General features: G+C 67.7%; 27 protein-coding genes. 16 read left to right on the top strand and 11 right to left on the bottom strand.

The genetic code is table 11. The features are described 5' to 3' along the window. Position 1 precedes the first annotated feature (1 nt). Both GJV80_RS02375 and GJV80_RS02370 read left to right on the top strand, forming a co-directional pair. Positions 2-1,324 carry a DUF58 domain-containing protein gene (locus GJV80_RS02375; protein ID WP_154686537.1) on the top strand — a complete coding sequence of 441 codons (1,323 nt, stop codon included), beginning with the start codon at positions 2-4 and terminating at the stop codon, positions 1,322-1,324. Next, positions 1,321-1,953 carry a hypothetical protein gene (locus GJV80_RS02370; RefSeq protein WP_154686536.1) on the top strand — a complete coding sequence of 211 codons (633 nt, stop codon included), beginning with the start codon at positions 1,321-1,323 and terminating at the stop codon, positions 1,951-1,953. Before GJV80_RS02375 ends, GJV80_RS02370 begins: the two co-directional genes overlap by 4 nt. A gap of 15 nt (positions 1,954-1,968) precedes the next feature. Here the strand turns inward: GJV80_RS02370 and GJV80_RS02365 are convergent, their stop codons facing one another. The 4 genes from GJV80_RS02365 to GJV80_RS02350 form a co-directional block, all read right to left on the bottom strand. Continuing rightward, the gene (locus GJV80_RS02365) at positions 1,969-2,940 is read right to left on the bottom strand and encodes a VWA domain-containing protein (RefSeq protein WP_154689967.1); all 972 of its coding nucleotides are present in this window, start codon (positions 2,938-2,940) and stop codon (positions 1,969-1,971) included. After that, a complete protein-coding gene (locus GJV80_RS02360; RefSeq protein WP_230208050.1) occupies positions 2,940-3,941 on the bottom strand; it encodes a VWA domain-containing protein in 1,002 nt (333 codons plus the stop codon). Before GJV80_RS02360 ends, GJV80_RS02365 begins: the two co-directional genes overlap by 1 nt. Next, positions 3,938-4,930, bottom strand: coding sequence for a DUF58 domain-containing protein (locus GJV80_RS02355; protein WP_370518879.1), 993 nt, complete (start codon positions 4,928-4,930; stop codon positions 3,938-3,940). Before GJV80_RS02355 ends, GJV80_RS02360 begins: the two co-directional genes overlap by 4 nt. A 139-nt stretch (positions 4,931-5,069) precedes the next feature. Further along, complete coding sequence (locus GJV80_RS02350) at positions 5,070-6,323, bottom strand: AAA family ATPase (protein ID WP_370518810.1); 1,254 nt, start codon at positions 6,321-6,323, stop codon at positions 5,070-5,072. A gap of 308 nt (positions 6,324-6,631) precedes the next feature. Here GJV80_RS02350 and GJV80_RS02345 point away from each other — a divergent pair, with 308 nt between their 5' ends. The 4 genes from GJV80_RS02345 (at position 6,632) to GJV80_RS02330 (ending at position 10,715) form a co-directional block, all read left to right on the top strand. Next, entirely contained in the window at positions 6,632-7,408 is a 777-nt protein-coding gene (locus tag GJV80_RS02345; protein ID WP_370518878.1) for a hypothetical protein, read from the top strand. Between the two features lie 81 nt (positions 7,409-7,489). Next, positions 7,490-8,242 (top strand): HAD hydrolase family protein, encoded by a 753-nt coding sequence (locus tag GJV80_RS02340; RefSeq protein WP_195909122.1) that lies wholly within the window; start codon positions 7,490-7,492, stop codon positions 8,240-8,242. Between the two features lie 52 nt (positions 8,243-8,294). Further along, positions 8,295-9,638 carry a glycosyltransferase 87 family protein gene (locus tag GJV80_RS02335; RefSeq protein ID WP_154686533.1) on the top strand — a complete coding sequence of 448 codons (1,344 nt, stop codon included), beginning with the start codon at positions 8,295-8,297 and terminating at the stop codon, positions 9,636-9,638. Positions 9,639-9,713: 75 nt separating this feature from the next. Further along, a complete protein-coding gene (locus GJV80_RS02330) occupies positions 9,714-10,715 on the top strand; it encodes a hypothetical protein (protein ID WP_154686532.1) in 1,002 nt (333 codons plus the stop codon). Here the strand turns inward: GJV80_RS02330 and GJV80_RS02325 are convergent. Next, positions 10,624-11,244 (bottom strand): TetR/AcrR family transcriptional regulator C-terminal domain-containing protein, encoded by a 621-nt coding sequence (locus tag GJV80_RS02325; protein ID WP_154686531.1) that lies wholly within the window; start codon positions 11,242-11,244, stop codon positions 10,624-10,626. The genes GJV80_RS02330 and GJV80_RS02325 overlap by 92 nt on opposite strands. A gap of 78 nt (positions 11,245-11,322) precedes the next feature. Here GJV80_RS02325 and GJV80_RS02320 point away from each other — a divergent pair, with 78 nt between their 5' ends. Genes GJV80_RS02320 through GJV80_RS02305 form a run of 4 tightly spaced genes read left to right on the top strand, consistent with a single transcriptional unit; the run spans position 11,323 to position 14,095 of the window. Beyond that, a complete protein-coding gene (locus tag GJV80_RS02320; protein ID WP_230208049.1) occupies positions 11,323-12,102 on the top strand; it encodes an energy-coupling factor ABC transporter ATP-binding protein in 780 nt (259 codons plus the stop codon). Then, on the top strand, positions 12,099-12,707 hold the full coding sequence (locus GJV80_RS02315; protein WP_154686530.1) for an energy-coupling factor transporter transmembrane protein EcfT: 609 nt from the start codon (positions 12,099-12,101) through the stop codon (positions 12,705-12,707). Before GJV80_RS02320 ends, GJV80_RS02315 begins: the two co-directional genes overlap by 4 nt. Further along, positions 12,704-13,312, top strand: a complete 609-nt coding sequence (locus tag GJV80_RS02310; protein WP_230208048.1) for a biotin transporter BioY — start codon at positions 12,704-12,706, stop codon at positions 13,310-13,312. The genes GJV80_RS02315 and GJV80_RS02310 overlap by 4 nt, the downstream gene beginning before the upstream one ends. Before the next feature lie 12 nt (positions 13,313-13,324). Then, a complete protein-coding gene (locus GJV80_RS02305; protein ID WP_154686529.1) occupies positions 13,325-14,095 on the top strand; it encodes a GNAT family N-acetyltransferase in 771 nt (256 codons plus the stop codon). Between the two features lie 12 nt (positions 14,096-14,107). On the opposite strand, the gene GJV80_RS02300 is transcribed toward GJV80_RS02305, so the two are convergent. Continuing rightward, complete coding sequence (locus tag GJV80_RS02300) at positions 14,108-14,971, bottom strand: exodeoxyribonuclease III (RefSeq protein WP_230208047.1); 864 nt, start codon at positions 14,969-14,971, stop codon at positions 14,108-14,110. A gap of 31 nt (positions 14,972-15,002) precedes the next feature. Between GJV80_RS02300 and GJV80_RS02295 the strand changes: the two genes are divergently transcribed. Then, positions 15,003-16,016, top strand: coding sequence for a LacI family DNA-binding transcriptional regulator (locus tag GJV80_RS02295; RefSeq protein ID WP_154686528.1), 1,014 nt, complete (start codon positions 15,003-15,005; stop codon positions 16,014-16,016). 9 nt (positions 16,017-16,025) lie between these two features. Here the strand turns inward: GJV80_RS02295 and GJV80_RS02290 are convergent, their stop codons facing one another. After that, complete coding sequence (locus tag GJV80_RS02290; protein WP_154686527.1) at positions 16,026-16,952, bottom strand: phytanoyl-CoA dioxygenase family protein; 927 nt, start codon at positions 16,950-16,952, stop codon at positions 16,026-16,028. 118 nt (positions 16,953-17,070) lie between these two features. Between GJV80_RS02290 and GJV80_RS02285 the strand changes: the two genes are divergently transcribed. Continuing rightward, positions 17,071-17,697, top strand: coding sequence for a trimeric intracellular cation channel family protein (locus tag GJV80_RS02285; RefSeq protein ID WP_230208046.1), 627 nt, complete (start codon positions 17,071-17,073; stop codon positions 17,695-17,697). Here the strand turns inward: GJV80_RS02285 and GJV80_RS02280 are convergent. After that, positions 17,694-18,146 carry a pyridoxamine 5'-phosphate oxidase family protein gene (locus GJV80_RS02280; protein WP_154686525.1) on the bottom strand — a complete coding sequence of 151 codons (453 nt, stop codon included), beginning with the start codon at positions 18,144-18,146 and terminating at the stop codon, positions 17,694-17,696. The two genes, GJV80_RS02285 and GJV80_RS02280, sit on opposite strands and share 4 nt — an antisense overlap. Positions 18,147-18,369: 223 nt before the next feature. Then, on the bottom strand, positions 18,370-18,813 hold the full coding sequence (locus GJV80_RS02275) for a MarR family winged helix-turn-helix transcriptional regulator (protein WP_154686524.1): 444 nt from the start codon (positions 18,811-18,813) through the stop codon (positions 18,370-18,372). 121 nt (positions 18,814-18,934) lie between these two features. On the opposite strand from GJV80_RS02275, the gene GJV80_RS02270 reads away from it, so the two are divergent. The 3 genes from GJV80_RS02270 to GJV80_RS02260 are packed head-to-tail and all read left to right on the top strand — an operon-like array spanning position 18,935 to position 21,165. Beyond that, positions 18,935-19,996, top strand: a complete 1,062-nt coding sequence (locus GJV80_RS02270; RefSeq protein ID WP_154686523.1) for an LLM class flavin-dependent oxidoreductase — start codon at positions 18,935-18,937, stop codon at positions 19,994-19,996. Further along, positions 19,993-20,637, top strand: coding sequence for an NAD(P)H-dependent oxidoreductase (locus tag GJV80_RS02265; protein ID WP_154686522.1), 645 nt, complete (start codon positions 19,993-19,995; stop codon positions 20,635-20,637). Before GJV80_RS02270 ends, GJV80_RS02265 begins: the two co-directional genes overlap by 4 nt. 45 nt (positions 20,638-20,682) lie before the next feature. Further along, positions 20,683-21,165, top strand: coding sequence for an adenosine-specific kinase (locus GJV80_RS02260; RefSeq protein WP_154686521.1), 483 nt, complete (start codon positions 20,683-20,685; stop codon positions 21,163-21,165). A 50-nt stretch (positions 21,166-21,215) separates the two neighbouring features. Here the strand turns inward: GJV80_RS02260 and GJV80_RS02255 are convergent, their stop codons facing one another. After that, complete coding sequence (locus GJV80_RS02255) at positions 21,216-22,079, bottom strand: hypothetical protein (RefSeq protein ID WP_154686520.1); 864 nt, start codon at positions 22,077-22,079, stop codon at positions 21,216-21,218. Then, positions 21,989-22,486, bottom strand: a complete 498-nt coding sequence (locus tag GJV80_RS02250; RefSeq protein WP_154686519.1) for a hypothetical protein — start codon at positions 22,484-22,486, stop codon at positions 21,989-21,991. Before GJV80_RS02250 ends, GJV80_RS02255 begins: the two co-directional genes overlap by 91 nt. A gap of 706 nt (positions 22,487-23,192) precedes the next feature. On the opposite strand from GJV80_RS02250, the gene GJV80_RS02245 reads away from it, so the two are divergent. Continuing rightward, positions 23,193-24,086 carry a hypothetical protein gene (locus tag GJV80_RS02245; RefSeq protein WP_154686518.1) on the top strand — a complete coding sequence of 298 codons (894 nt, stop codon included), beginning with the start codon at positions 23,193-23,195 and terminating at the stop codon, positions 24,084-24,086. Positions 24,087-24,851 lie beyond the last annotated feature (765 nt).

Below are 24,851 nucleotides of genomic sequence, written 5' to 3'. Positions count from 1 at the left end.
CGTGAACGGCAGATGGTGGCCGACCAGCGGCCTGGCGATAACGATCATGATCTCCATGATCATTTTCCTGCTGGGCATGTTGACCGGCCGGTTGCAGCCGGCCGCGCTCGCCCTGGTGTTGCTGCTGGGCAGCGGTTGGCTCCACCTGCGCCGGCCCCGCAGCAACGGCACCGTGGAACTGACCACCCTCCGGGGAACCACCAGCGAATCCCGGGTCGGGGCGTCGGTCACCTGGCGGCCGGATCCCGACGTCGACGCGCTGCGCTTCCGGACGACCGCACCGGGGCACCGGAGCGTCGACGCAGTCGTCGCCGCCCCGCGCCGGGGAACGGCGGTGGAGCGCCAGGTCCCGATCAGCATCCGCACGGCGCGCACCGGACGGCGGCCGATCTTCACCGTCGATCATCAGGAGCGGTACGGCGCCGGTCTGGTCGCGGTCACCGGTGACACGGCCGGGCCGCTGTCGATCACCGTACTGCCCAAGGCCACCATGCTGCGCGAAGTCCCGCTTCCCCACCGGCTCTCCGGACTGACCGGGCCGCATGACTCCCGTCGGGCGGGAGACGGGAACGATCTCCGGGACATCAACCTGTTCACCCCCGGTGACCGGTTGCGGCGGATCGACTGGCGGGTGACCGCACGACGCAACAGCGTCGGCCCTGCCGGCTCGGGCGGGATGATCACCGACCTGTACGTCCGCCGCAGCTTTGCCACCGCGGATGCCGCTGTGATGCTGGTGCTCGACTCCCGGGACGAGGTCGGGCCGGACCTGACCACCTGGAACGACTCGAGCAGTATCGCCGAGGACGTACCGACCTCGCTGGACAACGCCCGCGCGGCAGCATTGACGATGGCCCGACGCTACTTGCAGGCGGGCGACCGGGTCGGGCTGGAGGACCTCGGCCGGATGAGCCGACCGGTGCCGCCGGCCGGGGGGCGGCGGCAGCTGCAGCGGCTCAGCATGCGGATCGCACTCGCCGAACCGGAGGGCGAGCCACGGGCCCGTTACCGGCCGCCGCGGATGCCGTCAGGAGCCCTGATCATCGTGTTCTCGACCTTCCTCGACGACGAGACCTGGCATCTGGCGCAGCTCTGGCATGGATCCGGGCACCGGGTCCTCGCAGTGGACGTGTTGGGCGAGCCCGATCTGCGGAACGCGCCGCGCCGGCTGGTGACCGCCTACCGGATCATCGCCATGGAGCGTGAGGACCGGCTCAGCGCACTGGCCCGGTCCGGTGTCGAAGTCATCAGGTGGACCGAGACCGGCGACCGCCCGGTGCAGGTCACGCTGGCGGCACTGACCCGACAGCGAGCTCGGCGATGAGTTCCTATTCCGGTATCGGCGACCGGATCGTCAGCGGCTTCGGGATGCGGTTCGGGCGTTGGCAGGATTCCGCGCGCCGGGCGCGGGCCGGGATCAACGCGCCGAAACCACCGGTGCGGGTCGAGACCGGTCGCGCCGCCCCGGACTGGGTGTTCCGGATCGGCTGTCTGGCGTTCGGCGTGGGAACGATCATCGCGCTGGCGCCCGGCGTCGTGCTGATCGTGATCCTGAGCGCGCTGTTGGCGGTGGTGCTGCTCCGGCCGTCGACCGGCACCGGTTCGATCTTCTGCTGTGTCCTCGGCCTGTTCCAGACGATCAACCCGACCAGCCCGAACTCCGCGGCCCAGGTGGCGATCCTGGCCCTGGCGCCGGCCCTGTGGATGCTTGCCGGGGTGATCGCGGACCTGCCGCTGCGCACCCGGGTCGAACTTGCGGTGCTCCGCACCCCGGCGGTGCGCTACCTGGTTCTGCAATTGATCGGCCAGCCGGTCCTCGTCGGCGCCCAACTGCTGCAGGCCCACCGCACCGGCATCAGCGCGTCCTTCGCCGGTGCCTTCGTGCTGGCGATCGTCGTGATCATGGCCGTGGTGGCCTGGTTGTTGTTCCCGCGGTTCACACGCGAGGAGTGACCGGCTCTCCGTGGCCTACGGCCAGCGCGCTCCCAACGAGATCATCCCGATCGCGGCCAGGATCGCGAACACCAGCCCGAAGCCGGCGTACCGATAGGTCACCTCCCGGTCCACCTTGACCTTGCCGACCGAGGATCCGATGTCCTTGTAGACCTGCTTCAGCTCACCGGCCGATTCGGCCCGGTACGCCTCGCCACCGGTGATCTTGGCGACCTCGGCCAACTCGCGACGGTCGACCGGGACCGGCTGCCGGGTGCCCTGGATGTCGATGTAGCCGTCGGGGGTGCCGTAGGCGACGGTGTAGATCTCGACGCCCTGCTTCTTGGCCGCCTGAGCGGCCTCGGCCGACGGCCGACCGATCTGGGTCTTGCCGTCCGACAGCAGAACGATCCGGCCCGGCGGCTTGCTGTTCGGGTTGTCCGGATCCGGCGGCGCCTCGGCCAACGCCGACAGCGAGGTGTAGATGCCCTCGCCGATGGCGGTCGACGGCTGCAGTCTCATGGACTGGATGGCTGCCTCGGCGGCCCCGTGATCCGTGGTGGGTGGCAGCAGGATGGTCGCCGTGCCGGCGAACTCGACAACGGACACGTTGAACTTCGGCGGCAGGCTCTGCACGAACTGCTTCGCGCCCGCCTTCGCCGCGGTGAGCCGGTCCGGCTTCACGTCCTGGGCCATCATCGAGTTCGACACGTCGATGGTGACAACGACGGTCGCCCGCTCCCGCGGCACCTCGACCGTCGACTTCGGCTTGGCGAAGGCCACGGTCAGCGTCATCAGGCTGAGCACCGACAGTCCGACCGCGACATGCCGCTTCCAGGGCAGCTCCCGGGGCACGACGAAGTCAAGCATCGATCGTCCGTACTGCTTCTTGCGGCGTTGGGCGCGCCGCCGGTAGAGCAGCAGGTACAGCACGACCAGGGCCGGGATCAGCAGCAGCAGCCACAGCCGGTCCGGTGCCAGGAACGACAGCATCGGGCTGATCATGATCACGGCCACCTCGCCCCCAGGGAGATCGCGCCCAGCGCGGCCAGCACGGCCAGCGCCAGCCCGTAGCCGGCGAACCGGGCGGTGATCTCGCGGTTCGCCTTGTCGTAGCCGACCGAGGAGCCGATGTTCTCATACACCTTGCGTAGCTGCTCGGGCGAGGCGGCCGAGAACATCTGCCCGCCACTCAGGGTCGCCAACTCCTGCATCTGTTCCTTGTCCGGTGGCACGGTGTAGCGCTTGCCCTCGAGGTCGACGTACCCGTTCTCGGTGCCGTAGGCGATCGTGTAGATCGGGATCTTGCGCTGCTTGGCCTTGACCGCCTCCTGGCGCGGTGACGGGCCGGTAGTGCTCTCACCGTCGCTCAGCATCACGATCGCCCCGGGTGCCGTCGACTTGGGGTGCTTGGGATCCTTCGGTGCCTGATCGACCGCCCGGAGTGCGGCGTCGATGCCCGCGCCGATGGCCGTCGAGTCCTGCAACCGGATGGTGTCGATGGCCCGGATCGCCACCTGGTGATCGGTGGTCGGCGGGTTGACGATGTTCGCGGAGCCGGCCATCGAGACGACGGCGACATTGAACTTGGCGGGCAAGGAGTTGATGAAGTTCTTAGCAGCGTTCTTCGCGGCGTCGAGTCGGTTGGGTTCGACGTCGGTCGCCTGCATGGACAGCGAGTTGTCGATCACCACGACCACCGTGGCACGCTCCCGCGGCACGTTCACCTGCGCCTGCGGCTGGGCGAACGCCGCGGTCAGCGTGATCAGGCTGAGGATCGACAGTGCCACCGCCAGATGCCGGCGCCACTGGGACTGCTTGGGCATGACGACGTCCAGCATCGAGGTGTTGGTGAACCTCATGCCGCGCCGGTTCTTGAATCGGGTCAGGATGATGTACGCGGCCACCAGAACCGGAATCACCAGCCACAGCAGCAGCCGGTCGGGGGCCGCGAAGGAGAAACCCTCCAAGAGCATCGGCGCGGCCGTCAGACCGATCGATCCGATCACTTGGCGACTCCTTGTGGCGGTGCGTGCAACATGCTGGCGACCCGGCGGTAGGCCAGGACGAACCGGGCGATGTCGGACACCCAGTCCCGGTCGGTCCGCAACTGGATGTGTCCGACACCCGCTCGACGCAGCGATATCCTGATCCGTTCCCGCTGCGCAGCGCTGGCTGCGTCCATCCGGGCCCGGGCGGCCGAGTCCCCGGTATTCACATAACGTTCGAAGTCGGTCTCCGGATCCCGGATCAGCATTTCTCCGACATCGGGGAATTCGATCTCCCGCTTGTCCACCACCTCGACGGCGAGCACCTGGTTGCGGACCGCGAGCCGGCGCATCGCGCGCTCCCATTCGGGTTCGATGTTGGGGTCGAGTTCGTGATCACCCGGCGTGAGGAAGTCCGAGACCACGACACGCAGACCGCGGCGGCGTTGGGTCCTGGCCAGTTGGTCGACCGCGTGCGCCAGGCTGAAGCTGCCGCTGATGTGATCCGGCACGAACGGTTCGGTGAGCATCTTGCGCAGCAACCCGTACAGTGCCGACCGTCCGGACCGGGCCGGCAGCCGACGCAGGCTGTCCGGCCGCATGATGTAGCCGCCGAACCGGTCACCCTGTTTCTGGCTGAGGAAGCCGATGGTGGCGATCGCCGCGATACCCAGGTCGCGTTTGGTGACGCCCTCGGTTCCCCAGTTCATCGACGGGGTGACGTCGAGCATCGCCCAGACCTCGAGTTCCCGGTCGGCCATGGTGTCGCGGACATGCGGCACGGTGGTCCGGGCAGTGACGTTCCAGTCGATCTTGCGGACGTCGTCCTGGCCGGGCTGGTAGATCCTGGCGTCGTTGGCGTCGGTGCCGGGTCCGGGAAGCAGTCCGAGATGGTCGCCCTGCAGGAATCCCTCCAGCCGGCGCACGATGGTCAGCTCGAGCCGGCGCAGTGCCGCCTCGGGTGCCAGCTTGTTCAGCGGGATGGTCGGCCGGGACGGCACGCCGAGCACCGATCCGACGGCACCGGGTGCGTCGTCGGGCGAGGTGAACAGGGGCCCGCCTGCCGGGGTCCTGCCGGCCGGGGATCTGCCGTCCGGCGGCGGGAAATCGGGTGCTGGGTAACTCACGGGACCGTAATCACTGCGTCGATCAGCGATAGCTCTGGGCGCCGTACGGCTGCAGCTGCTGCCCGGTGGAGCTGCGCTGTCCGGAGTTCCAGACCGGTGTCGGCGGCGGGACGGTGGCCAGGATCCGCTCGATCACCTGCGAGGTGTCGACATTGTCGGCGACGGCGTCGAAGCCGAGCACGATGCGGTGGGCCATGACGTCCCTGGCGACGGCCTGGACATCGGTCGGCAACACGTAGTCGCGCCCGTGGATCAGGGCCAGCGCGCGGGAGGCGGCGACCAGGCCGAGCGTGGCGCGCGGCGAGCAGCCGATCTGGATGACCGAGGCGAGGTCCGGCAGGTTGAACTCGTTCGGGGTCCGGGTGGCCATCACCAGCCGGACGATGTATTCGGCAACCAGGTTGTGCACGAAGACGTCCTGGGCCTTCTTCTGCAGCGCCCGGATCTTCTCCGGGTCGAGCACCGGTGTCGCCTCCGGCGGTTCGACGCTCATCCGGCGGAGGATCTCGAACTCCTCGTTGCCACGCGGGTAAGGCACGTCGACCTTGAGCAGGAACCGGTCCCGCTGCGCCTCGGGGAGCGGGTAGACGCCCTCGGACTCGACCGGGTTCTGGGTCGCGATGACGATGTACGGCTTGGGCAGCTTGTGGGTCTCGCCGCCGATCGAGACCTGGCCCTCAGCCATCAGCTCCAACATCGCGGACTGCACCTTGGCCGGTGCCCGGTTGATCTCGTCGGCGAGCACGAAGTTGACGAAGACCGGGCCGAGCTCGACGTCGAACTTCTCCTGGCTCGCCCGGTAGATGCGGGTGCCGACGATGTCGGACGGCACCAGGTCCGGGGTGAACTGGATCCGGGAGAACTCACCGCCGACGACCGTGGCGAAGCTGCGAACGGCCAGCGTCTTGGCAACGCCCGGCACGCCCTCGAGCAGGATGTGACCCTTGGCGAGGAGACCGACCATCAACTGCTCGACCATGTGCTCCTGGCCGACGATGACCCGCTGTACCTGGCCGATCGCCTGGTGAAGCAGCGCGGCCGACTCGGCGTTGGCGCCGGCGGCTGCTCGCCCGGCCGGCGCGGCGGCGGGGCTTGCGCCGTTCGGGCCTGCCTGCCCGCTCGAGGTCTGGGGCGCGGGCCAGTCTCCGGGCGGTGGATACTGGGGGCCGGTGTTCGGGCTGCTCACGCGCTTCTCCTGGATCGTGCTGTGGCGATCGGGTGTCCGATCGGGTGTCGGTCTGATACCCGCCGATGTCCGTCGATTGTCGCAGACCATTCCATCATCCCCGTAGGCCAAACCCGGACGCCACCGGGACCGGGCACAATGGGGTTTCCGCACGACAGATCGCAGGACAGATCGCAGGACAAGCTAAGGACCAGATGTCGAACCCGCCGCCCGACGACCCGGGACCAGATCCCACGAGCGACCCGGCCGACGACCAGGTCTACATCAGTCCGCTGCTGCCGGATGACCCGCCGAGGATCGGCGACTTCTGGATCGACGGGCGTCTCGGAGCGGTCGAGGCCGGTGTCGCGTACACCGGACATGCCGATCCCGAGTCCGCCGGCGGCGCCACCCCGGTGATGGTGCTGCTGCTGTCCGAGGGCGCTGCCTCGGATCCGGCGGCCCGCGACCGGTTCGCCGGCCTGATCAACGAGCTGCACATCGACACGGTGATCGCCCGCGGCGGCCAGGGACAGGACTTCGGCCGCCTCGCCCGCAAGTATCGGGCTCCGGCTCACCCGGTGGCGCCCGATGACCGGCCGGCGGCCCCCTGGGCCGCGCTGGCCTATGACGGGACACCGTCCGCGGCAGCCGAGGCCGAGCGGATCCTCAACGAGGTCCAACTCAGCTGGCTCCCCCAACAGGGTGCGCTCAGTGGCCCGGACTACCGGCTCTACTGGATCGACAAGGTCCGACCCGGACTCACCCGGTTGTGGCCGCTGCCCTGGCCCGGTCGCTATGACCGGGCCGGTTGGCGCTCGATCCTGGTCTCGTGGCTGCTGATGCTGCTGTTGGCCGCGCTGGCCGTGCTGATCGCGATCCTGATCTTCCACAACCAGGCGCCGCAGTCACCACCGCCGCCGACCGGGGGATCCGGCAGCCCACCTCCGCAGAGCAGCTCACCGTCGCCGCAGTCGGGGTCGCCGTCCCCGCAGTCGGGTGCCCCGTCGCCGCAGAGCGGTTCGCCGTCACCACAGTCCGGGTCGCCGTCGCCGAGCGGGTCCGGGTCGCCTTCGCAGTCGCCATCGATGAGCGGTTCGGGATCCCCGAGCCCTACCAACACCGGTGGTGGCGGGGGCCAGCCGACGACCTCCGCGTCGGCCAACGCCACCAATTCGCCCCGATCCAAGCTCTGACCGGGCGGGTGACAGCGACCATGCGACCGAAACTAATCGTCTCCGATCTCGACGGCACGTTTCTCTCCCCCGGACGGGTCGGTGAGCAGCCGCAACCTCGCGGCGGTTGCCGCTGCCGAACGGGCCGGGATCCCCGTGGTCTTCGCCACCGGCCGGCCGATCCGGCTGCTCGGTCCGATCCGCGGGCTGCGGCAGACCCAGGCGACAGTGATCGCCAGCAACGGGGCGATGACCTATGACCTGGGCCGTGAGAAGGTGCTTTCGGTGTCGCCGATCCCCTGCGCGCTGGCCGCCGAGGCGTTCGCCGACCTGCGGGCACAGGTCGAGGACGTGGCTTTCGGAGTGGACACCGGCCACCGGGCCGGCTACGAACCGGCGTACCTGTCCTACGACGGCAACACGTTCAACATCCGCGACGATCCGCAGCGATACGTCGGTGATCTGACCGAACTCGTCGCCGCCGGCGAGTTCGTCAAGCTGCTGGTACTGCGGGAGAACGGTGATGTCGACGAACTGACCGGCCACGTGCGGCAGGTGCTCGGCAGCCGGTTGGTCGCGACCCACTCCTCGCCCGACCGGCCGCTGGTCGAGGTCTCGGCAGCCGGTGTCAGCAAGGCCGCGACCCTGGCCGCCCTGTGCGAGCGGCTGGGCATCGGCCCGGACGAAGTGGCGGCGTTCGGTGACATGCCCAACGACCTGGAGATGCTGTCCTGGGTCGGTATGCCGTACGTGATGGCTCACGCGCATCCGGACCTGTTGGCCTTGCCCGACACGGTGCTGATCGGCAGCAACGCCGATTCGGCGGTCGGCGCGACCATCGAAACGCTGATCTAGCGAAACGCCGATTTAGCCGAACCCAGAGGGTTAGCCGGTAGGTTCGTGGTCGATGGAGCCTGCCGGAAAGAAACCCCAGAACCCCGATCACGGGCAAGCCGGTCCCGCACGTACCGAGCGCTCGCACCCGGGCGTTCGCGTCGCGCGCGGCATCGCGGTCTGCGTGCTGCCCTGCCTGGTAGCGGTGTTCGTCGCCGGAACGAGTTTCGGCGCCCCCTTGGTGCCGTGGAAGCCCGGCATCGTCGACCTCGGTGTCTATCTCAGGGCTGGGCGGGCCCTGCTCAGCGGCGGCGACCCCTATAACCTCGGCGACTCCCTGCCGTTCCTCTATCCCCCGTTCGCCGCGATCCTCGCGGTCCCGCTGACCTGGGTGCCGCACACCGCGGTGCAGATCGGCTGGGCGATCGCGGTCGCGCTGACGGTGATCGCGATCCTGCGGCGGTTCGGTCTGACCGGGTGGCGACTCAGCCTGATCAGTGCGGCGGCCGTCCGGGTCGTCGAGCCGATCAACCAGACCATCGCCTTCGGTCAGTTGGGCGTCTTCCTGGTCGGCCTGGTGCTGCTGGACCTGGTTCCCGGTCCACGGCTGGTCCCGCTCCGCCGCGGCCGTCGCTGGTTGCCGGAGGGGCTGCTGGTCGGGCTGGCCGCCGCGATCAAGCTCACTCCCGGCCTGTTCTTCGTCTACCTGTTGGCCATCCGGAGGTTCCGCGCCGCCGTGGTCGCGATCGCGACCATGATCATCACAGCGGTCCTGGCGCTGGTGATCGCACCCGGCCCGTCGGTCACCTTCTGGTCGCGGTTGGCGCACGGTGACACCGGGCTGGGCAGCAGCATCATCTACGAGATCAACCAATCGGTGCTCGGCGCGGCCACCCGGATCCTCGGCTACAACGCGATCGGCAACGGGGTCGGGCTCGCCGTCTCCGCACTGGCCGCCGTCCTTGGCGTCGTCGTCGCGGTCGCTTGGCACCGGCATGGCGACGAGGCCGCCGCTGTGTCGTTGTGCGGCTTGGCCACGCTGCTCGCCTCACCGGTCTCCTGGTCCCACCATTTCGTCTGGATCGCTCCGCTCGGCCTGTTGTACGCCACCCGCTCCCACTGGCCGACCTGGTACCGGATCATCGGCTTCCTGTTCGTCGGCTGGGTGGTGACGGCGCCGTACAAGTTCCTCAAGAGCGGCGACGACATCGAGAAGACCTACCTCTGGTGGCAGAACCTGATCGCCGCGATCACCCCGGCGCTCGGTCTGGTGCTGTTGGTGGCGTCGTTGCTTGCCCTGCGTGGCCGCCCTGCCCGCGGACCGTCGAGTCCGGCCATCCTCGATGACCAGCACAGCGAGCCGGGGCCCGACGAGAGCCGCCCCAACGACCGCAAACAATTGACACCTGCCACCTGAGGATCGTGAGAATTGTCATCGGCGCACGGTGCGCCGGCGCACAACACTGAACGGGTGCGAACCAAAATCCGACCCGTGATCATGCTCGCGGCACTCTCCCCGTTCGTCGCGGAGTTCCTGCTCGGTGACCAATACCTCGCCGGGTTGGCCGCCGCACCCCAACAGATCGTCATGTTCGTCATGTTCATGGCGTTCTACGGCATGGCCGCAGTCCTGATCCGTGAGCTGGCCCGCCGGCTGCGGATCGGCTGGACCGGTCTCCTCCTGCTGGCACTCGGCTACGGAATCTTCGAAGAAGGATTGATCACCCAGAGCCTGTTCAACCCGCACTATCTCGGACTGAGTCTGATCGAGCCGGGCTACCTGCCCGGGCTCGGCATCGGCGCACCGTGGACGGTGTTCGTGATCAGCCTGCACGTCATCTGGAGCATCGCCACACCGATCGCGATCACCGAGGCCTGGTACGGCCGCGCCGATCCCGGCGGGCGTGGCACCGAACCCTGGCTGGGCAGGATCGGCACGATCGTCTGCCTGGTGATCTTCGTCCTTGCCGCAGCAGCGACCGCCGTCTTCAGCGTCTTCTCCGATGACCATCACTTCGCCGCCCCGGCGTTGCGGCTCGCGGCAGCTGCGGTCGCCGCCGCCCTGGCCGTCGTCGCCGCGATCAGCCGGCGCCGCCGACAGACCCAGGCTGTCCCGGCGACGCTGCAGAGCACGGCTCTGTCGGCACTCTTCGCGGCAGTGGCCACCGGCGCCTTCCAGGTGGTCAACAAACTGCCCGGACTGTCGCCTTGGTTGGGCACCGCAGCCCTGCTGGCGATCTGGCTCGCCGCCGTGTTGATCATGAGGGCCTGGCACCGCCGCGGCAGCGGTCCGGTCCCCCTCGGCCTGGCGGCGGGTGCGGTGATCACCTACTGCTGGGTCGGCATGTTCCCCGCCGTCCGGGCTGGTGGTGCGGCGGACATCGAGCAGGTGGTGCTGGTGATCATCGCCCTGGCGATGATCGGCTGGACCGCTGCCCGGTCGTTGCGCACCGTGCAGCAACCCCGTCAAGAAAGATCTCCAGCCCTACGCTGAACGCCGCATCGGCGTCCGGTACCCGATCATGGTCCTGAGGTAACGCTCCGGCGACCCGGAGTTGATCATGGGCCTGCACCTCGGCGGCATGGCCGAGAACGAAATGGACCAGCGCGGCTGCCGCGGCCCGGGCTTCCGGGTCGGGCAGCCCCGCGCGGTCCATGATCTTGATCATCGATTCCAGCGGCTGCCCCGAGCCCGGCCGCAGTGCGTAACCGGCCGCCACCAGCTCAGCGCCGTCCCGGTGGACGAGCAACGCCCTGCGGAACGCATCACTGATCCCGGCCAGGTCGGCGCGCCACTCAGCTCCTCCACCAGGGCCGCTGTCGGCCCTCTCACTCGTGATGCTCCCGGTGATCACGTCCGACATCGCAGCAAGCAGTGTCTGTTTGTTGGCGAAGTGCCAGTACAGGCCCCCTGCCTGGACTCCGAGTTCGGCCGCGAGCCGGCGCATCGTCAGGTCGCCGAGGCCGTAGCGATCGAGGATCGCGAACGCTCCAGTGACCACGGCCTCGCGCGACAGCCTCATGGCTTGACGGTAGCGCAATTCGGCGGCTAACTTGAACGCCGTTCATGTTGAACATCGTTCAAGTCGTGGAGGCGGGAGTTGCTGGGATCCGCGGGCGCTGCCGCCGGACCGGTCCGGTTGTCCGGAGTGTCGGTGGTGCGGGACGGCCGTCCGGTGTTGCGGGACGTCGATCTCGCGCTGGACGACGAGCGGATCGCCGTCATCGGACTGAACGGCTCGGGCAAGAGCACCCTGGTCCGGTTGCTCAACGGCCTGGTCCGGCCCAGCTCCGGTGAGGTGCGGATCGGCGACCTGGTCGTCGGCCGGCACGACAAGCAGATCCGGCGCCTTGTGGGTTTCGTCTTCCAGAACCCGGAGAACCAGATCGTCATGCCGGTGGTCGCCGATGACCTTGCCTTCGGCTGCCGCAATCTCGGGCTGTCCCGGGCCGAGGCAGACCTGCGGATCGCGGCGGTGTTGGCCGGCCTCGGGTTGTCCGAACTGGCGGATCGCGAGTCCCACACCCTCAGCGGCGGTGAGAAGCAGCTTGTCGCACTGGCGGCCGTGCTGGTGATGGAGCCGTCGCTGATCATCTTCGACGAGCCGACGACGATGCTCGACCTGGCCAACCGTCGGCGGCTGCAGCGGGTGATCGACACCTTGCCGCAGCGGGCGATCCTGGTCACCCACGACCTTGACCTGGCGGCCGGATACTCGCGGGTGATCGTTTTGCACGACGGCCGCGTTGCCGCCGATGCACCGGCCGAGGAGGCCATCGCCTACTACCGGGACCTGTGTGATCAGGACCTGTGTGATCAGGACCTGCCTGATCAGGACCTGTGCGATCAGGACCTGGGTGATCGGAAGCAGGTCCGGTGAGCGGGCCGGACGGCGTACTCAACCGGATCCCACCGGCGGTCAAGTTCTCGGTTCTCTTCGGCGCCGGCATCGGGTTGTACCTGATCACCTGGTGGCCCGCGCTCGCAGGCACCCTGCTGATCGCGGTGGTCGCCCTGCTGGCCACCCGGGTGCCGGTCGCCCGACTGGTCCGCCCGATAGCCGGCCTGGTGATCATCATCGGGGCGGTCGTGATCATGACCGGTCTGACTGGAGGCTGGCCCGGCGCCCGGCTCAGCGGACTGCGGCTGATCACGCTGTGCCTGTTGGCGTACGCGATCAGCCTGAGCACCCGGTTCGCGGAGTTCCTCGCGGTGGTCGAGCGCATCGTCGCCCCGACGGCTCGCATCGGGCTGAACCCGGCACGGATCAGCCTCGCCCTCTCGCTGACGGTGCGGTTCATTCCGGACCTGCGCGACACCTACCAGGGGATCCGGGAGGCGCAATATGCGCGCGGCCTGCAGCACCGCCCGGTGGCCACGCTGGTGCCGTTGATCATCCGCACCCTGCAGTCGGCCGATCAGATCGCCGAGGCGATCGACGCCCGTGCCTACGACACGACCCAACCCACCGAGGAGCCATCGTGACCACCGTGAACGATCCACCCAACAGCACCGAGCGGGTCAGCAGCACCCGGAACACCGTGCTGATCGCGACCTTTGCCGCGCTGATCGCGGCCATGGGCCTGGTGCCACCGATCTCGATCGGGATCATTCCCGTACCGATCACCCTGCAGACCCTCGGCGTGATGCTGGCCGGCGCCCTGCTCGGGCCGGTCCGTGGGATGTTGTCGGCGCTGATCGTTGTCGTGCTTTCGCTGTGCGGGCTGCCGATCCTTGCCGGCGGCCGTGGCGGACTCGGCGTCCTGGTCGGACCCACCGGCGGGTATCTCGTCGGCTGGATCCCCGGCGCCCTGGTGGTCGGGCTGATCGTCACGCACTGGGCGATCCGGCGCCGCAACACCCTGGCTCGCTACCTCGCCGTGGCGCTGGCGGCGATCGTCGGCGGGATTCTGGTGATCTACGCCGTCGGCGTGCCGTGGACCAGCGTCGTCACCGGGCTGCCGCTGACCACGTCGGCGCTGGGGTCGCTGGTGTTCATCCCGGGCGATCTGATCAAGGCGGTGGTCACCGCCCTGGTGGCGGTGACCGTCCATCGCAGCTACCGGGGTCTGCTCGATCCACGGTCCTGACAGGATGGACCGGTGCGCGACATCAGCGATCTGGAGGACCTGGGCGGCCTGACCGGCGGGAATCTGCTGTGCGAGTGGACGGCACAGGGATTCGTCGACCGGCCCGCGGGCCGGGCCAGGGCGTGGGCGACCGACGACGGTGATGCGGTGGCGGTCGCCTGTCCGGCGCTGGCCACCAAGGACCGGATCGCTCTCTGCGGCTCGGTCGCCGGGGCGGCCGGCCTGATCGGACTGGTGATCGAGGAGGTCGGCCCGACCTTCCGGCCGATCGGGGATCCGACGCTGATCCGCAAGATCGCCGACATGGTCCAACTGCCCGATGGCCACCGTCTCCGGATCCGCGCACCCTTCGGCTGGATGGATCGCCGAGAACCCCTCGATCATGCCCCGAGCCGGGCGACCTGGCTCAGCGATGATCAACTCGACGACGTCGCGGAACTGCTGGACCGGGCCCACATCGACAGCGACGCCCAGCCGGGCGACCCGGGAGTTGAGGGCTGGGCAGGTATCCGTGACGACCACGACCGGCTGGTCGCCGTCGCCGGGCTCGGCTGGTCCGCACCGACCGTCGGCTATCTGGTCGGTGTCGCGGTCGACCCGGACCACCGGGGCCACGGCCTGGGCGAGCAGGTCTGCCGGTTGGTCGCCGACACTGCGATCACCGAGCGCGGTGCCGTCGGGCTGATGGTCGACGACGACAACGCCCCAGCCCGCCGGCTGTATGCCAAACTCGGGCTCGAGTATCGGCCCGTGCTGGCGTCGTACCTCCCGTCCGACCATTAGCCGATCGCTGGATCAGCGGGACTGCGGAAGCTTGACCGCGCCCTTGCGGGTCAACGGATTCGACGGCGGCGGCACCACCGGACCGATGTCCCCGTCGGGTGCCTGGTCAAGATCAACGATCACGGGGGCATGATCGCTCGGTCCCTTGCCCTTGCGTGCCTGGCGATCCACCCAGGCGGCCTTGACCCTGCCGGCGACCGGATCGCCGGCCAGGACCAGGTCGATGCGCATACCGAGATCACGATGGAACATCCCGGCCCGGTAGTCCCAGTAACTGAAGACCCGTTCGGTCGGCCAGTGCTCCCGGACCACGTCGTGCAGACCGACGTCGAGCAGCTCCTGCAACGCGGCGCGCTCCGGCTCGGTCACGTGGGTCTGCCCGAGGTAGGCCTCCGGGTCGTAGACGTCGGCGTCGGTCGGCGCGATGTTCATGTCGCCGCAGACCACCACGGCGCGTGGCCCGGCAGCGATCTGGTCGCGCAGCTTGGCCAGCCAGGACAGCTTGTACCGGTAATGGTCCGAATCGGGCACCCGGCCGTTGGGGACGTACAGCGAATGCACCCGGACCCCGGCACAGGTGGCGGCCACCGCCCGCGCCTCGACATGGGGGAATCCAGGGCCGTCGGGGATGCCGACCTCGACCTCGTCCAGGCCGACCCGGGACAGCACGGCGACGCCGTTCCACTGCGCCTCGCCATGCACGGCCGACTGGTAGCCGCGACGTTCCAACTCCGCGCCGAGCAGCCCGGCGAAGCCAAGATCATCGAGTTTCAGCTCCTGCAGGCAGACGACGTCGGGGGCGCGCTCGTCCAGCCAGGGCAGGAAGCGTGGCATCCGCTGTTTGATCGAGTTGACATTCCAGGTCGCGATCCTCACAACGCCCACCGTAGGGGCTAGTCTCCTGCGAATGAAGGCTCGACTGGTCGATGTGGCGCGGGAGGCGGGGGTCTCCCCGAAAACCGTGTCCAACTACCTGAACGGCTATCCGTTCATGTCCGAGCGGACCACAGAGCGGGTCCGGGCGGCGATCGACAAGCTCGACTACGTACCGAACCAGTCGGCGCGCACTCTCCGGACGGGGAAGATCGGGATCATCGGCGTGGCGCTGCCCAACCTGCAGGCGCCCTACTTCGGCGAGCTCGCGGCACTGCTCACCGAAGCCGCCGAGCAGCGCGGCTACACGTTGCTGATCGACCAGACCGGCGGCGACCTCGACCGGGAGCTGCGGGCGGTCCGCGGGATCGGACCGCAGGCGCTGGACGGACTGATCCTGTCCCCGCTCAAGCTGGCCGCCGAGGACGTGTCCGCCGCCCGGGATGCCCAACCACTCGTCGTCCTGGGCGAGTGGACCCACCCGGCGGGCGTGCCCTACGTGGGCGTCGACAATGTCGCCGCAGCCCGAGCGGCGACCCAACACCTACTCTCCCTCGACCGTCGGCGGATCGCAGCCATCGGCACCATCAGCGACACCCCACGCGGAACCTGGGGCGTCCGGATCACCGGCTACCGCGACGCGCTCACCACGGCCGGCCTGGCGACCGACGAACGGTTGGAACCGCGGGTCGCGAACTTCCACTTCGACCAGGGCGCGTCGGCGATGAGCCGGCTGCTCGACCTGCCCGAACGTCCGGACGCGGTCTTCTGCTTCTCAGACATGCTGGCGATCGGTGCCCTGTCTGTGCTGCACCGGCAGGGGGTGCGCGTCCCCGACGACGTCGCGGTGATGGGCTGGGACGACATCACCCAGGCACAGTACGCCTGGCCGCCCTTGACGTCGGTCAGGGCGCAGACCGACGTCGTGGCCCGGACGGCCGTCGACTATCTCCTCCGGCAGATCGACGACCAGCCCATCGAGCAGACCGATCAGTACGTCGACTTCGAGATCGTCGTCCGCGACAGCACCATCGGTCGCGCCGCCTGACGACGTTGATCAACGGTCGCAGCCGCCCTCCTTGTCGGGCCGGGACGACGGCCGGGCGATGTCCTCGGTTCCCTTGTAGGCGTACGGATCCTCACCGGCGACCATGATTATGTCGCGGTAGTCGGCAATGCCCATGTGCTCGCCCTCCCGCGGCCCGAACCACGGCAGCAGCGACTCCGCACTCATGTAGTGATTGGTCAGCGCCCGGCGGTAGCCGTGCTTACCGGAGTTCTGCAGCGAACGATGCAGCAGGTAGCCGTTGAAGATCACCGCCGTGCCGGACGGGATCTCCACCGGGATGGAATCCTCATCCGTGTAGGGGAAGTCGTACGCCTCGGTGCTGCAGTCGAAGCGCGGGTCGTCCTGCTCCCGGGCCGGATAGATCACACCGCGGGCGTGCGAACCGGGCAGCACCCACAGGCAGCCGTTCTCGATGGTGGCATCGTCCAGGGCGACCCAGACCGCGGTCAGCGAGCGATCCCGGGTGGGGATGAAGAACTCGTCCTGGTGCCACGCCTGGCCGGGCTTCCCCTCGGACTTGATGAACAGCATCGACTGCATCGCCTTGACGTTCGGCCCGATGACCTTGGTCAGCGCGTCCACGATCCGCGGTTCCTTCAGCGCCGCCAGGCTGGCCTGGGACACCTTGTGCGGGTAATGGATGCAAAGATACTGCCGCAGCACCGCCTCGTCGTCGTCACGGGCGGCGGCGACCGCCTGTTCGCGGGCCAGGATGGCACTGGCGTCGGGTCCCCGGAAGCTGATCTGGCCGAGATCACCGCGACACAGCTTGAGCGCATCGTCGTTGACGGCCTTGACCTGCTCGGGCGTCAACGCGTCGCGCAGCAGCGCGAAGCCCTCCCTGGCGAAGTGCTCGACGAAGTCCTCGTCGGCCCGGTCGAACAGTGGCACGCGCGTCGTCGCAGTTTCGATCATGGACCAACCGTGTCATCCCGGCCCACGCTCGGCAATGAGCGAGGCTGACCGATCACTATCTGATCCTGACATCGGTTCGACCGGGCCGCAGCCGTGCCGCGGACGGTACATTGCTGGCGTGGATGTCCCGGTCGGCTTCGATCCGCGCCTCATCCTGGGCCTGAACCTGGTCGGAACGTTCGTCTTCGGACTCAGTGGCGGGCTGGCGGCCGTCCGTGCCCGGCTCGATCTCCTCGGCGTCGTGGTGCTTGCCGGGGTCGTCGCGTTGGCAGGCGGTGTCATCCGCGACCTGCTGATCGGTGTTCCTCCCGCCACCTTCCGCGACTGGCGCTACCTGGCGGCCGCCGGCATCGCCGGCCTGGTCTGCTTCCTGGCCGGATCGGTTCTGTTGCGGGTCGAGCGTGGCGTGATGGTCTTCGACGCCTTCGGCCTCAGCCTGTTCGCGGTCACCGGCGCAACCAAGGCCCTGCAATCCGGGCTGGGTCCGGTCCAGGCCGTACTGCTGGGGATGATCACCGGCATCGGCGGCGGTATGGTGCGGGACCTGCTGCTGCGTGAGGTGCCGACCGTCCTGCGCGAGGGCCTGTACGCGGTCCCGGCCATGTTGGGCGCCGCAGTCCTGGTGCTGGGGCATGAGATCGGCAGTACCAGCCCGCTGTTCCCGACCCTCGGCGCGCTGGTCTGCGTGATCGTTCGACTTCTCGGCGTCAGGTACGGCATCAGGCTGCCGTCGGCGGGTCGCTAGCGACCGGGCATGATCATCGGCGAATGGACGGCGAGCGGCGGGAGACCGAGCTCTTTGATGATCAGGTGACCGGTGATCGCGTCGATCTCGATCTCGATCGGGAACCAGCCGACGTCGACGAACGGATTCCCGTCGTCCGCGACCGCCGACGGTTGCGGCTGGGCTGCCGGATGTGACCTCCCGCGGATCAGCACGATCAGCGCCTCGCCGCCGTCGCAATCCAGGTTGTCGACCTGGAAGGCGACCTGGGTGGGCCGGGCCAGGTCGGCAAGGGCGTCGTGCGGCACGGGCTGCAGATCGATGACCGGATCGAGGAAGATGTAGTGGACCGGCGCCACGACGTGGCCCGAGGGCGATGACCAACCAACCCGACCCGTCGACCCGGCGGCGAGGAACGCACGGCACTGACCGGCGTCCAGTGGAATCATGATGTCGCTGTGTGCAGTCATTGGCAGACCTAGAAGTGCGGTATCGATGAGGTTCCGCCTGGGTCCGGGGCGCAAACCTGCAGGGTGTTCTCCCTGTGCCGGCGGTCGGCCGGATCAGGTGATAGGAGTCGCGAGATGGTCCCCGGACCCCAGTTCTCATCCAACGGGAACCGGGCGCCGGATGCGCAGGGTCCTTGGACCCGAATCTGCCGGGCCGTTCGTCGTTGAGGCAGCTCGGGACCGGTCAGCTCCCGGGCTCGAGACGCGCCCAGATCTCGGCGAGGTGCCGGAGATCGTCGTCGTCGAGTCGGTCGAAGAACAGCCGCCGCAGATCGCTGTGCTGTTGCCGCCAGGCCTTGCGGAGGAGCGCCCGGCCCTGCGTCGTCAGCACCACGGTGTAACCGCGGCCGTCATCTGCCGCGCGCTGTCGTTGGATCAGTCCACGACGTTCGAGCCGGTCCGCGAGCCGGGAGAATCCGCCGATCGACATCACTCGTCGCTGGGCGAGTTCGGACATACGCATCCCGCCACGGCCGGCCTCCCCGAGCAGTGCCAGCACGCTGTACTCGGCCATCGACACGTTCAGCGAAGCCAGGTTCGCCTCCACTTCGCGCCAGATCCGATCGTGGGTGTACAGGAAGCCGCGCCAGGCGCGATCCTCGAGCTCCCCCAGCTTCTCCGTCGCCACGATCGCCAACGGTAGCCGACCCGGGACCGGATCGTCCCGAATAGGGGAATATTTGCTTGTGCAAGCAGATTACTGCGAGTGGCGGCCGCACCGGGCGGCCGGCACCCGGAAAGGAATTCCCATGTCGTTCGAGATCGGCATCATGACCTTCGGAGAGGTTGCCAGGGACCCGATCAGCGGTGATCTGCCGTCGCCGCGCCGGCGGGTGGCGGACTCGATCGAGCAGGCGAAGCTCGCCGACGAGGTCGGATTGGATGTGTTTGGAGTCGGCGAACATCACCGAAGCGACTTCGTCGGATCGGCGCCGGCGGTCCTGCTCGCGGCGGCGGCGCAGGCGACTCGGACCATCCGGCTCACCAGCTCGGTCACGGTGCTCAGCTCAGAGGACCCGGTGCGGGTCTGGGAGCAGTTCGCGACCATCGACCTGCTCTCTGCCGGCCGTGCCGAGATCATCGCCGGACGCGGCTCGTACACCGAATCGTTCCCACTGTTCGGCTATGACCTGGCCGACTACTCCGAGCTGTTCCGCGAGAAGCTCGATCTGCTGCTCAAGATCAGGGAGCAGAACCCGCTGACCTGGTCCGGGCGCTTCCGCCCCCCGCTGACCGATGCCGACATCGCGCCACGCGCCGTCGGCAGCACCATTCCGATCTGGGTCGGTGTCGGCGGGTCACCGGCCTCGGCGATCAGCACCGGCCGACTCGGCCTGCCGATGGCGCTGGCGCTGCTGCTCGGGCCGATGACGTTCCATCAGGAGACGGTCGAGCTGTACCGGGCGGCCGCCGCCCAGGCCGGCCACGACGCCGGGACGATGCCGATCAGCATCAACGTGCACGGCTACGTCGGCAGTACGAGTCAACAGGCCCGCGACGTCATGTACCCGTCCTTCGCGCAGGGCATGATGGACAACAACCATCAACGGGGCAAGGGATTCCTGCTGCCGCGTGCCGCGTTCGACGCCCAGGCCTCTGCGGCAGCCGGCTTGATCGTCGGCAGCCCGCAGGAGGTGATCGACAAGTTGCTCGGCTATCACCAGCTGTACGGCCTGAACCGAGCGATCATCCAGATGGGCTTCGGTGGCATGGCTCAGCAGCAGCATCTCGAGGCGATCGAACGGCTCGGCACCGAGGTCGCACCGGTGGTGCGCCGCGAGATCGGGGCGCGGACGATGGTGTCGGCATGACCACCGCGTCAACCGAACGGGCTGCCGCTACGGCGGCGGACAAGACCACCGCATCTGATGCCACTGCGACTGATGCCGCTGCGGGCGCTTCACTGCGTGTCGTGGTGATCAACGGCAGTCCCCACGAGAAGTCGAAGACGATGGGACTGGTCAACGTCATCCTTCAAACGCTGTCGACGCTGCTGCCGATCACCGTTGAGCGGATCGATGTCTACCGGCTCGGCGCGTCCTTCGGACTGACCACCGACCGTGAGGACACCGACGCCGAACTCGAGGCGACGCTGCAGCGTGCCGAACACGCCGATCTGCTGATTGCGGCCGTGCCGGTGTACCGCGGCTCCTATCCGGGAATGTTCAAGCATTTCTTCGATCTCGTCGACCAGTACGCGCTGGCCAACAAGCCCGTACTGCTGGCAGCGACCGGCGGCGGCGATCACCATGCACTGGTTTTGGAACACGCGCTGCGTCCGCTCTTCGGCTTCTTCCAGGCGCTGACCATCCCGGTCGCGGTGTTCGCCTCCGCCGGCGACTTCGACGGCAAGGTGCTGCTCAACCCGCGGGTGTACGGACGGATCGAGGTGGCGCTCACGGATGTGGCCGACCTGCTCCGCTCGAAGTGTTGCGGCACCGGCGCCAGGTGACCTTGGGCCCTGGACCCGCCATTGCGGCCCGGCAACCCTGAGAGCGTGGAATGGGACCTGGTCACGCTCGAGAAGCCCGACGACGTCAACGTCATCGTGGGACAGTCGCACTTCATCAAGACAGTCGAGGATCTGCATGAGGCTCTGGTCGGCGTGGCTTCGCAGCTCTTGTTCGGTATCGCGTTCTGCGAGGCCTCCGGACCGCGGCTGATCCGCAGGTCGGGCAACGACGACGACTTGATCAATCTCGCCATCGCGGCAGCAACCCGGATCGCTGCCGGCCACGTCTTCGTGATCATGCTTCGCCAGGGCTTCCCGGTCAACGTTCTCAACCAGGTCAAGCAGGTGCCTGAGGTGTGCACGATCTTCTGTGCAACCGCCAATCCCCTGCAGATCCTGGTCGCGGTCAGCGACCGGGGCCGCGGCGTTGCCGGAGTGATCGACGGCGAGCCGCCGCTCGGGGTCGAGACCGAGTCCGATGTCGCCGACCGTCACCAACTCCTGCGCACCATCGGATACAAGCTCTAGATGTGATGTCCAGGGGGGTTGTCCCGCGGTTCGCGGTGGTCCGCGGCCGGTCAGGGCATCAGCGCGATCCGTTTGTGAACCTCGCCACCGATGTGCGTGGTGTCGCTGGCGACCCACAGGCCACGTGATGTTACGAGCAGGTCCTTGCCCCCGACACCCCTGTTCTTGGTCGGATTCCAGGGCAGCGCACGGCCGGTTTTCGGGTTGATCGCGCCGATGCCCGGTCGCCTCACTGCACCTTTACCCGCGGTGTCCTTCCCGTGCGGGTTGTTCAGCCAGCGGTTGTGTCCCTGCACGTAGACGGCACGGTCGGTGACCGCCACCGAGTGGAGCGTGTCGCCGCCGGTGTAGTTGATCCAGGTCGGCCGGCGCGGAGACAGCTTCGCGGTCTCGAACCGGGCGGCGGCATCGCACAGTGTCTTGCCGATCTGACCCGACTTCGGCACATACCCGGTCGAGGCGAACACGAAGTATCTCCCGTCCGGGGAGAAGTCGACATCGCGCATGTAGTCGGGAAGCTCGGACGCCGAGCACATCCGTTTCAAGGGTGCGTAGCGCCAGGCACTCACCCTGGCTGCTGTCGGTCCAAGGTTGAGCATGAAGGCGCGGTAGTGGGTCGCGCCGCCGACTTTGCTGAAGTTCCCCACACCGACCAGTCGAGTGCCGGCCGAGTTGACGGCGAACCGGTACACCTCAACCGGACCGGCGTTCCACGCGACGCTGCCCCTCACCGTGATCCGGAGGTACTTGGTCCCTGCGCCCGTGACGCGGCGGATCGACTTGATCTTCTTCGGGAAGGTGCCGGAGATGATCAACCGGCCCTTCACGATCGCAGCGTCTGTGACCTGCCCCTTGGTGAGCCGGGCATTGAACGCCCTGTCCACCGCACCGGTCGTCGCGTTGATCTTGGCCACCCCCGCCGGGCGACGCCGTTCACGGCGGTGAACGATCCGCCGATGTAGAGCCACTTACCGCTCGGCACGATCGCCCAGACGTCCCCGTTGACCTTCGGTGCGAATGACCGCGAGATCGCCCCGGTCGCTGCATCGAAAGCCAGAATCCTGCTGCGGCTGAACGTGCCGGCCGGCGCCGTACCGGTCGCTGCGGTGACCGAGGTGAACGAGCCGCCCACGTAGAGCATGCCGTTGGCTTCTGCAGCTTTGTACGCGGCTCCGTTCTTGATGTTCGGCGTGTAGTTCGCCGGGTTGGCCGACACCACCCGTCCGATGGCCGGCGAGGCGTCGGCCGTCCCGACACCGGTCACGGCGATCGCGGCCGCAACCCCGGCGGCCGCAATTCCGCGCAGCACGGACTTCCGCATCCGAATCATGACCGTCGACTTCGACCCCTGCGTCAGTGGGAATTGCCTGGATGTGCCAGGTTGTGAATCTCCCACGCGTATCCGGGACCTTGCTCGTCCGCCGCTTGGACGCGGACATAACCTCCCCGGGACGTGTCCAGTGGATAGCAATCACTGGAGTTGCACGCCTTCACTTCTTGTCCCCAGTTGGCCGGAGCGGCGTAGGCCGGTGTCAGCCCGACGAGACCGATCAAGATCGCAGCGGCTACTACCGACAGAACTCTCCTCATGATGTTCCCCCTACCAGGAAAGAGATCCCGCAAGATCATCCGGTCGCGCGCCTCCCCCAAAGCGCTTCGACGACCCGTTCCTGGACGTGTCCATGCTAGGTCAGTCGGCGCGGCCGCGTTCCCCGTTCGTGGGGATGCCTCAGGAATGTGACACAGGAACTTGACATCGACCCCGGAGTAGGATGGCTCCACGCCGATGCCAGCCGGTGTCAGCAATACATCGCCACCCAAATGTCATGGCGCATCTCCCTGCGAAGGCCTTCAGCAAATTGTCTGGACTCGGAGCGAATGCGGCCGACCGGTGCAATAGGTCACGGATTGGTAAATACGCCACGGGGGCACGACGGCAGGACTAAGTTCCCGCTCAGAGCAGGGACGAGTTCCCTGGGCGCCCCGTCTCGTTCCTCGTCACATCACCCGTGACCCATAGGGGAACCATGCGCAGATCCATTGCCATGCTCGCGACGGCTGTCGCGTGCCTCTTCGCCTTCGCCGGCACAGCGAAGGCGGACCCACCGGGACCACGCTTGTCCGGGGCGATCTTCACCTCGGACGTCAGCGGTGTCCCGGTCAACCTCAACCAGTACGGCGCCAAGGATGACGTCTACCTCAACGGGGGACCCGGCATCAACGCCCCCGACGATGCGGCCGGGCTACCGGCAGGCACCTACACCTTCCAGGTCACCGACCCATCGGGCAAGACCCTGCTGTCAACTGACGACATCAGCTGCCGGCAGTTCACCGTTGACGCCAGCGGAGTGATCCAGAACGTGAGCGCAGCAGGATCCTGCGCGCACAGCACCGGCACCGATGGCGAGGATTTTGGAATCACGGTCCAGCTGTTCCCGTACAACGACACGCCCAACCCGGGCGGTGTCTACAAGGTGTGGGTAACGCCGACAGATCAGCTGGATTGCAAAGCGGCCGGCAACAAGCACTGCTTCGTGCCGCGATACAGCAAGACAGACAATTTCAAGGTCAAGAACAACGTGCCGGTGGAGATCGACACGACGTTCTCCAAGCCGGGCATCAGCGGTTACATCGATGGCCTGGGCGTGATCTGGACTGACACGCTTGGCGCATCCAACGCCAAGTACTCCGAATACAACCCGAGCATTCTGGCGTTCCATGAGGCCCACGTCGAGGCCACCGAACCCGGCACCCATAAGATCGCGATCACCGATCAGCCGGGCTGCACCATCGCCAGCGTCCTCGGACCGGACGGCAAGAATTATCGTCCGAACAAGGGAGCTGTCACCGTCAGCGTGACCGTCTCCAAGGATGTCGTACACGAGGCCACGTACTTCCTCCGCGTGACCTGCGCGTCGTAGCCTCTCGGCAATCCCATCGACGAAGTAGTGCGTCGGCGAGCCACATTGAAGGCTCGTCGGCGCACCGTCAGAGTTTCTTCATCTTTCGGTACGGGCTGGCGACGCGCACCCTGTGGGCCGCGAACTCCACGGTCACGGCGCTGTCCTCAGCACCGGTGACGCGCCCTAAACCATAGGTGTCGTGAGAGACCCGGTCGCCGAGGACGAACCGGTCGACAACTGGTTCGGGCTGAGGCTTGAACGGGCTGGTGGCCAGGTGTGGTCGGCTGGGCCCAGATCTTTTCGTCATCAAGGCCAGTATGCTCCCTCGCGCGCGAAATGCCGCTACCCCCGCCAGCGAGGAAGCTGATCCCTGCTCTCAGCACCGGTCTTCGCAAGCATGCTGCTGACGTGTGTCCAGACCGTACGAACCGAGATGTACAGCCGCACCACAGCCGTCCGAACCCCCGAGTGTCCGCCTCGATGAGCGGGGTGCGAGGCAAGCCGCGCGGAGGGACGTGCGAACGCCTCGACGGAAAGTAGCCGTGTCTTTCCGAGGCCGGCCTTACCCCGTGATGAGGATGCCTTGACCACGAGCGCCCGCGGCCGACTTGATCACCTCGGTGACCGCCGAGAGCTGCCGGTGGCGGGCGCCAAACGGGATGTCGGAGCCATGACCGAATTGTGAACCCGTCGCCGGACCGACGCAGCCAGTACGGAGTCACGACCGATGGCGATCGGCTAGATCCGTGTTCGGTCGGGTCAAGATCCGTGCCCGGCGCGGAT

The sequence above is a fragment of the Microlunatus sp. Gsoil 973 genome (genome assembly GCF_009707365.1).
Classification (GTDB): Bacteria; Actinomycetota; Actinomycetes; order Propionibacteriales; family Propionibacteriaceae; genus Microlunatus.
Note: the sequence above shows the minus strand (reverse complement) of the source record. Positions and strands in the feature narration are given on the sequence as shown.

Coding starts and splice junctions, on each gene's coding strand:
- GJV80_RS02370 (WP_154686536.1), top strand. CDS start 1,321: ATGAGTTCCTATTCCGGTATCGGCGACCGGATCGTCAGCGGCTTCGGG.
- GJV80_RS02350 (WP_370518810.1), bottom strand. CDS start 6,323: ATGGTCTGCGACAATCGACGGACATCGGCGGGTATCAGACCGACACCC.
- GJV80_RS02345 (WP_370518878.1), top strand. CDS start 6,632: ATGGTGCTGCTGCTGTCCGAGGGCGCTGCCTCGGATCCGGCGGCCCGC.
- GJV80_RS02335 (WP_154686533.1), top strand. CDS start 8,295: ATGGAGCCTGCCGGAAAGAAACCCCAGAACCCCGATCACGGGCAAGCC.
- GJV80_RS02325 (WP_154686531.1), bottom strand. CDS start 11,244: ATGAGGCTGTCGCGCGAGGCCGTGGTCACTGGAGCGTTCGCGATCCTC.
- GJV80_RS02295 (WP_154686528.1), top strand. CDS start 15,003: ATGAAGGCTCGACTGGTCGATGTGGCGCGGGAGGCGGGGGTCTCCCCG.
- GJV80_RS02290 (WP_154686527.1), bottom strand. CDS start 16,952: ATGATCGAAACTGCGACGACGCGCGTGCCACTGTTCGACCGGGCCGAC.
- GJV80_RS02280 (WP_154686525.1), bottom strand. CDS start 18,146: ATGACTGCACACAGCGACATCATGATTCCACTGGACGCCGGTCAGTGC.
- GJV80_RS02270 (WP_154686523.1), top strand. CDS start 18,935: ATGTCGTTCGAGATCGGCATCATGACCTTCGGAGAGGTTGCCAGGGAC.
- GJV80_RS02265 (WP_154686522.1), top strand. CDS start 19,993: ATGACCACCGCGTCAACCGAACGGGCTGCCGCTACGGCGGCGGACAAG.
- GJV80_RS02250 (WP_154686519.1), bottom strand. CDS start 22,486: ATGCGGAAGTCCGTGCTGCGCGGAATTGCGGCCGCCGGGGTTGCGGCC.
- GJV80_RS02245 (WP_154686518.1), top strand. CDS start 23,193: ATGCGCAGATCCATTGCCATGCTCGCGACGGCTGTCGCGTGCCTCTTC.